The following is a 7,026-nucleotide window of genomic DNA, read 5'->3' as shown; positions in this document are numbered from 1 at the left end:
TTTATTGCTTATGCTTTTATTCTATCACATCCGACGGAAAAGCCGTCCTAGAAGTACGGGGCGCGATTACCCAAACTTTTTGGTAAACACTATGACTATAGACGACCTTAGTAGAAGGGGCAATCTAGGAGAGTGCCACCATTGTGAATTATTAATCTCAGGCTATCACTTAAAAGGAAGGTCTGCAATTGGCTATAAGCCCTCTCTTGAAACATCCTTTAGTAAACTGCCCCGACCTAGCTAGCGCTTTAGGTCGGGGCTTTGTCCCAGATCAATTTTGCACAACCAGCTGTCACACGCACCTAGCACCGGCAACTCAAGAACTTTGGAACAAAAATGTCACTTTATCACCTTTCCCCAAGCTAATGCGATCGCCTGTTCTTAGCCGATGCCGATTGCCTGGTGCTAGAGAGGTGTGGTTGACATAAGTGCCATTGGAGCTGCCTACATCTTCAATATAGTAGGTATCCCCCTCAACTCTGATATCCGCGTGAATGCGAGAGACAATGTCTGAGTCAGGAAAACCAGAGACATCAATATCCGGTGGAATTTTATCATTGGGCTTACCCATATGAATCACTGATATATGCTGCGGTAACTCAATTGTTGTATTGGTTTGCATATGCAACAGTTGAGCTGAGATTACCTGCAACTGAGTTTGGGCACTACCTCTATCGGGTACAGGGGGCGGTGGTGGGTTCTCTAAGTCAGTTTCTGGTATTGATGGTGAGGGTGAGTTTTGGCTAGATTCTTCCTGAGAAAACCCTAAATTGCCAACGGTAGGCAGGGGCAATGGCAGGGTTTCTAAGTCAGGATTCTGCGGTTGAAATGCTTCTGAGTTGAGGGCTCGATTAACGACCGTAGCTGGCATAGCGGTGGTAGATTCAGCATCATCAGAACTGATAGGATTGGATGCTGGATCGGGGACTTGAGTATTCATAGCCATCGGTATAGGTTCAACAAGTGGGTCTGGGGATACCAAGTCGGGTATCTCTGGGGTAGAGTTTGACCCTGATTTCTCCCCTTTCTCCATATTGGCACCCACATTCAAGTGAAATCCACACTGACCACAGAAGCTGGCATCAGTCTGAACTGTTGCACCACAGTTAGGACAGCTGGTAGTGGAAGGTAAGGGAGTGTAGCAGGCTTCACATTGGGTAGCCCCTTCCGGATTTTGGTGATTGCAGTTAGGGCAAACAATCATAGAACTTTAATTTATTATTTTTAACAGCTATTATCTAGTTTCAGATAATGTGACGATCATACACTTCCCGATCGGGCAAGTGTAGGCTTAATGCACCTCTTAAGGCTACCAGAGCTTCTTTCTCCTTTGGAGACTCTGCGCGAACGAGGTACTATGATTTATAGAATTATCAATAACTGGATTTACTCATGGCGCGTTTTATTGTCAGGAACACTTCCTGCTCCGCTTGTAATAGACTTGATTGAAGTTACTGTTCGGTTCTTTTTGCTGGTATCTAATCGAGCAACCTTCTCGCTGATTAGACTACACTAGACTTGGACTATGATCCCGTGAAAATTAGACGTAATTCCTGTGCCCCATTCAACTACTGCTCGCCTATTGTAGAAGACCTGGAATTGGTGCGGGTTGAAGCTACAGTGGGAGCATATAAGGCAAAAGGCTTCCACACAAAAGGCTTCCAGGCAAGTCACCCTAATTAAGTATCAAAATCCCTAAAAATATAACATACTCCCGTGACAGCTCCCACACTGAACTCAAAGAGTCAGTGTGGGAAACAAGCGCCAATCCAGCTATTGCTTTGGAGGCGCTGGGCTTTTTGAACGGACTGCCCTCTATTGATGCAAAGCGCGAGTGGTTTGAAGTTACCGTAAGATAGGGTCGCCTTATTAAAAAACATTTAACCCTTTTCTGCATAACCTGCTAACTATAAAGGCTCCACTATCTAAGGTTTCGTCTCCGGGGGAAACCACGCCAATTGCTCATGGGGGGAACCCCCTAGACAGCACTGGCTACCCAAGACCGCGCTGCATCGCTGCCGCTCTGTTTTATTGGTCTTTTTTCTTAAGACTGTTGTGCTGACAAACCAGCATTTAAGGCCGTAGGCTACGCTACGGGAACGGCTTTGTTTATCAGTAAATATATTATAGCAATTCCATGCATACCCTGTGCAAAATTCATCCCACATCTCAATGCTACGCCATGAGTGTGGGATGAATTTTGCCGGAAGCTAAAACTATAATAGTTTCTCAGTAACTGGATAGAACTGTTTCCCACTTCATCGTTCACACTTGACACTTCCGCGCTTGTCAATGTTTGAACGCACCCCAGCTAAATTAAAAATTCTAGCTGGGGATTCTTATGCTAGGTTGGACTCAGATAGCTTCCATAAACTACTGAGCGTCACTGGCGTTCTCAGCGTGTGGGAGGAACTTCTGCCTTCCCAGACTAAGCGTAAATTTCGCGTTAGTGAGCACGGCATACCAATATCTAGCGCCGATGTTGTAAGACGCAGATAAGTCGGCGTTATAGCGCTTGCCGTTCTTGAATCTGGCGAGGGAATACTTTTTGTTGCTGCGGGAAATTAAGCCAGACCCATCAAACCCATAAGCACTGGTGTATTTAGCGTTAACCTTGACGACGTTCCCGCCTAACTCGCTCTTATTCTGGATGGCAAGTTCCACAATCCGGTCTTTACACCATTGGTGGAATCGTTGCTTTTGGAGAGAGCCGTGCTTACCCCCTTTTGCCTTCCAGTTTGACAAGTCCTCAAACACAATCACCCTCACTTGATGAGCGATTCCAAAGTCTATTACAGCTTTGGATACGACTTGAGCAATGTGTTCGTTGATCTGTTTGGACTTGCGATACAATCCCTTGCAGAACCCTTGAGGCAAATTCCTTTTGGTTATCTTACGGGTTTGCTTGGACTTAGTGGCAATACGCTGCTTGCGTTGGTCACGGCGGTCTATGTCTCTGGCGGGGGAAATAAATTTCCTCGCTTTTACAGTACCGTCCCGACTAACGATAGAGCAGGTCGCTGTGGTGTTAATTCCTAGGTCTACCGCACAAACCCAATCAGATTCCGGCAGTTCCTTAATTGCGATCTCGACGGGCATCGACAGATGAACGCTGCGGCCGTTAGCAATTAAGGAAGGGGACATCAGTTTGTTGTCTTGACCTAGATGGCGGCTTTTTCCCGACGAACGAACAGGAATAGCCAATAGCCATACCCAATCCTTACCGTTCCAAACCTTGAGGTCTACAGCGTTAAAATTAGCGTTATAGCGAATTTGTTGACCTTTGTACAAAGCTGGGTAGCTGTTACAGAAGGCAGTAAGCTTAGGGGACTTGTCATGTCGGTGCTTTCTGTTGCCTCGTTTCCAATCCTGCCAGCGAGTCACAAAGCTGCTAACAATCCCTAATGCGTCTTGGATGGCAGCCCGTCTTAGGTAGCTGGGAAACTTGCGAAACGATGGATGGTTATTGATGGCTTTTTTGAAGTACCAACCATATTTAGGATTGGGATTATCTGCGGTCTGGTGAACCAACTTCTCCAGCGTGTTCACCCGTTCTTTGGCAGTTAACCCCAACAGGGCAGACCAATTCCAATAGGCGATTAGTACCAAAGGTTTTAGGAAATGGCGGTACTCTTCCACCGTCAGAATAGCTAAATTACGCTGATGGCGAGTCAAAGACAGCGACCAGACATCAGTTCTGATCAACGACGCTGACTGCCACTTTTTGCGCTTAGTTCGCTTTTTAGCTGGCTTCCGGCTCATGGAGAAATACTTAACCAATACCAAATATATTTTAACTTGCTAAGATTTAGTTGTCAATTTAGTTGCCGATACCGCTCTATGGATTTCAGGAGACTCAAGACTCGCTCCAACTCGGCATTTCGGTTGCTCTATCACTTGGTACTAGTGACTAAGTTCAGAAACAATTCCCTAACAGGGGAGATGCTCGAACGCTTGGAAGACATTTTTAGGGCTACCCTAGCAAAATGGGATTGTGAACTGATTGAATTTGGGGGGGAGAGTAATCACGTCCACGTTTTGTTTGAAGCTATCCCCAGTATTGACTTGTCAAAGCTAGTAAATAACCTCAAAACTGTTTCCTCTCGACTAATGCGGAAAGAGTATGCAGCTCATCTAAAACGTTTTTACTGGTCAGAAAAACCGATGTTCTGGGGTGGCAGCTATGCTTTGATTTCAGTAGGAACACAAGCTCCATTACAAAAGCTGATTGCATATGTCCAGAATCAGGAAAAGCCAGAATAAGGATGCTGCGCTTTGTTTATTGGTTTCGCTAACCCCACCTAAATCAAAGATTCTAGGTGGGGACTGCGCTCAACATTTTGTTCAAATCTTCACCTGCTGATTGATCTAGAAGCCACCAAAGTTCTCCTTGGGGCTGGATCAACCGAGCTGGATAGGTTTGTGGATCAGCTTCGGGGGCAAATATTTGAGCTAGGGCTGCTCTTTTGCCAGCACCAGCAACCAGAAACATAACGCAGTTGGCATGGTTAATCAAGCTCGACGTAAAGGTGATTCGTGGTTGACCATCTTTGTTGCCAACTGTAACGAGTCGGTCTTTTACTTGCAGAGCCTCTGTATGGGGGAATAGGGAAGCAGTATGACCATCATCACCAATGCCTAACAAAATTACATCAAAGCCAGGAAACTCTCCTACTGGTATGCCAAAAAACTCATACAGTTGAGCTTGATGTTTTTCCGCATCAGCAGCGGGGCTAGAGCCGTCGGTGGGCATGGGGTGAATGTTAGCCTCTGGTATATCGACTTTGTATAACCAGGCAAGACGAGCCATCCTTTGATTACTATCGGGGTGCTCGGGACTAACATAGCGTTCATCACCCCAAAACACATGAATGTTATTCCAGGCAAGGTCAAAGGTAGCGATCGCTTCATATAAAGGCTTGGGGGTGCTACCGCCAGCAAGGGCAATCGTACACCGACCGTTAGCCTGGATTGCTCCTTGGATTTTAGTGAGGACAACATCAACAGCTCGCCTAATCAAAGCTTCTTTATCCGGTACAACTTCAACCACTTTGTTCATAAAACCTGTCTGCCGAGGAACACTACATCCACAAGACTACCTTTAATCAGCTAGTGCGATCGCTTTACCTGATTCAGGAAGAATACCAGAAATTATCCTAACACCTTGATTAGTGGTTAATGGTTAATGGTTAATGGTTAATGGTTAATGGCTAAGGCTCGTGACGCTCACCTAAAAGGTAGAGCGCGGGACTTCCCGTCTAAAACTTAACACCAGCAAAGGATGTTGGAGTTAGGATTCTCGATTGCCATAGGTTAATATGGGCAAAGCGCCAGGGTTGGCCTTCGTGCTCTTATATTGATCACTTATTGAGTACTACAAAAACTAGTAAGCCAGTAAGTTGAGGAGGGATTACTCAGTCAAGTCCCCAAGTTGATGATTAAGTTAATCTACTAATCGCGCTTCATAGCCCATGAATACTAATTCTGTTTATTCCTCGTTTACTGCTCTGACTCTTAAGGTTGTCGGGCTGATAATGATCGTTTCCTCTCTTTTGGATTACATAATTTTGGCAATTCCCCCACAGGGAGCTAGCCTGTTAAAGCCAGAGTGGCAGTTGAACTTTGCTACCCAAGTTGTTGACCGAGGCATTATCCCTATGGTCGGCATTGGGTTTTTATTTGCTGGATATTGGATTGCTCAAAGTGCTGCTACCGCTACCACAGAGCCAAAATCTTCGGTTCAAGATATCAGATTTTGGGTGCTGTGTCTGTCTAGTTTTCTAGGGTTGGTCTTTCTGCTAATGGTACCCCTACATCTCAATAACCTTCGTTTGCAAAGTTCCCAGGCTCTAGAACAAATTAACCAAAGAGCCAAGACCGCCGAAGTTCAACTGGAAAACCGCACTCAGCAAGTCACTGAACTTCTCAAAAGTCCTCAGGGTATAGCCCAGGTAGAAAAGAAACTCGCCGATTTAGACGCAGCCATTAAAAGTGGTAGGATTCCAGCACAACAGCTTGAGCAAGCCAAAGCTCAAGCTAACAGAGTTAGACAACAATTGCAGGCAATTAAGGAAAACCCTGATGTGCTCAATCAAGAAGTAGAGCAGAATATTAACCAAATCCGTAGTCAGAAACTTCAACTAGAGAAACGAGCCACCACTGAAGCTTTCAAACTGGGCATTAAAACTGGTCTGAGTAGCTTACTCCTAGCAATTGGCTATATTGCCATTGGCTGGACCGGATTGCGAGGGTTGGGAAGTACACCAGTAACCCGTCGTGGCCAAGCTTAGTAGGGTAGAGACTTTTAACCCTGACCAGATTTTTGATGATGATCCCCTTGACATGTTCTCGATCTATATCCTGACCTACAACGAAGAACTAGATATTGCTGCTTGTATCGAGTCAGCCAATCTCTCGGACGATGTGATTATCGTAGATTCAATCAGTAGCGATCGCACTGTAGAAATTGCTAGTCAGTATCCGGTGCGAGTTGTGCAGCACGCCTTTGAAAGTCACGGACGTCAGCGCACCTGGATGCTCAAGGAAGTCCCCACCAAGTACGAATGGGTCTATATCCTAGAAGCTGATGAACGCATGACCCCTGAGTTATTTGCCGAATGCCAGGGAGCAATACAACGACAGGAGCATGTGGCTTATTACGTTGCAGAGCGGGTCATGTTCATGAATCGGTGGATTCGCTACTCTACTCAGTATCCCCGTTACCAACTACGGCTGTTTCGTAAGGAAAAGGTTTGGTTTGATGATTATGGTCATACGGAACGGGAAGTATGTGATGGACCGACTGGTTTCATCAAAGAAACATATCCTCACTACACCAACAGTAAGGGATTTACCCGTTGGATTGATAAACACAATCGCTACTCTACCGACGAAGCTATCGAAACCTTGCGCCAGTTGGAGCAAGGAACTGTTGAGTGGGCAGACCTATTTTTTGGGCGTTCGGAAGTAGAAAGACGCCGTGCCCTCAAAAACTTGTCCTTACGCTTGCCCTGGCGACCTGTATGG

6 protein-coding genes are annotated in these 7,026 nt (G+C 45.8%); 3 read left to right on the top strand and 3 right to left on the bottom strand.

The features are described from left to right. Positions 1 to 316 precede the first annotated feature (316 nt). A complete protein-coding gene (locus F6J94_RS27345) occupies positions 317 to 1,204 on the bottom strand; it encodes an FHA domain-containing protein (RefSeq protein ID WP_293028663.1) in 888 nt (295 codons plus the stop codon). A 1,169-nt stretch (positions 1,205 to 2,373) separates the two neighbouring features. After that, the gene (locus F6J94_RS27340; protein WP_293046055.1) at positions 2,374 to 3,762 is read right to left on the bottom strand and encodes a transposase; all 1,389 of its coding nucleotides are present in this window, start codon (positions 3,760 to 3,762) and stop codon (positions 2,374 to 2,376) included. 6 nt (positions 3,763 to 3,768) lie between these two features. Here F6J94_RS27340 and tnpA point away from each other — a divergent pair, with 6 nt between their 5' ends. Continuing rightward, positions 3,769 to 4,263, top strand: a complete 495-nt coding sequence (gene tnpA / locus F6J94_RS27335; RefSeq protein ID WP_293046061.1) for an IS200/IS605 family transposase — start codon at positions 3,769 to 3,771, stop codon at positions 4,261 to 4,263. A 52-nt stretch (positions 4,264 to 4,315) separates the two neighbouring features. Here the strand turns inward: tnpA and pgl are convergent, their stop codons facing one another. After that, on the bottom strand, positions 4,316 to 5,059 hold the full coding sequence (pgl, locus tag F6J94_RS27330) for a 6-phosphogluconolactonase (RefSeq protein WP_293046053.1): 744 nt from the start codon (positions 5,057 to 5,059) through the stop codon (positions 4,316 to 4,318). Between the two features lie 412 nt (positions 5,060 to 5,471). On the opposite strand from pgl, the gene F6J94_RS27325 reads away from it, so the two are divergent. Further along, complete coding sequence (locus tag F6J94_RS27325; RefSeq protein ID WP_293028656.1) at positions 5,472 to 6,290, top strand: HpsJ family protein; 819 nt, start codon at positions 5,472 to 5,474, stop codon at positions 6,288 to 6,290. A 52-nt stretch (positions 6,291 to 6,342) separates the two neighbouring features. Continuing rightward, the coding region (locus F6J94_RS27320; protein WP_293046058.1) for a glycosyltransferase family 2 protein at positions 6,343 to 7,026 on the top strand (684 nt) is incomplete at its 3' end.

The organism is Moorena sp. SIO1F2 (assembly GCF_010672755.1).
GTDB lineage: Bacteria > Cyanobacteriota > Cyanobacteriia > Cyanobacteriales > Coleofasciculaceae > Moorena.
This window is presented reverse-complemented; position numbering and strand designations above follow the sequence as displayed.

Bases quoted from the DNA above. Each gene is read 5' to 3' on its own strand.
- F6J94_RS27345 (WP_293028663.1), bottom strand. From the start codon at position 1,204: ATGATTGTTTGCCCTAACTGCAATCACCAAAATCCGGAAGGGGCTACC.
- F6J94_RS27340 (WP_293046055.1), bottom strand. From the start codon at position 3,762: ATGAGCCGGAAGCCAGCTAAAAAGCGAACTAAGCGCAAAAAGTGGCAG.
- pgl (WP_293046053.1), bottom strand. From the start codon at position 5,059: ATGAACAAAGTGGTTGAAGTTGTACCGGATAAAGAAGCTTTGATTAGG.
- F6J94_RS27325 (WP_293028656.1), top strand. From the start codon at position 5,472: ATGAATACTAATTCTGTTTATTCCTCGTTTACTGCTCTGACTCTTAAG.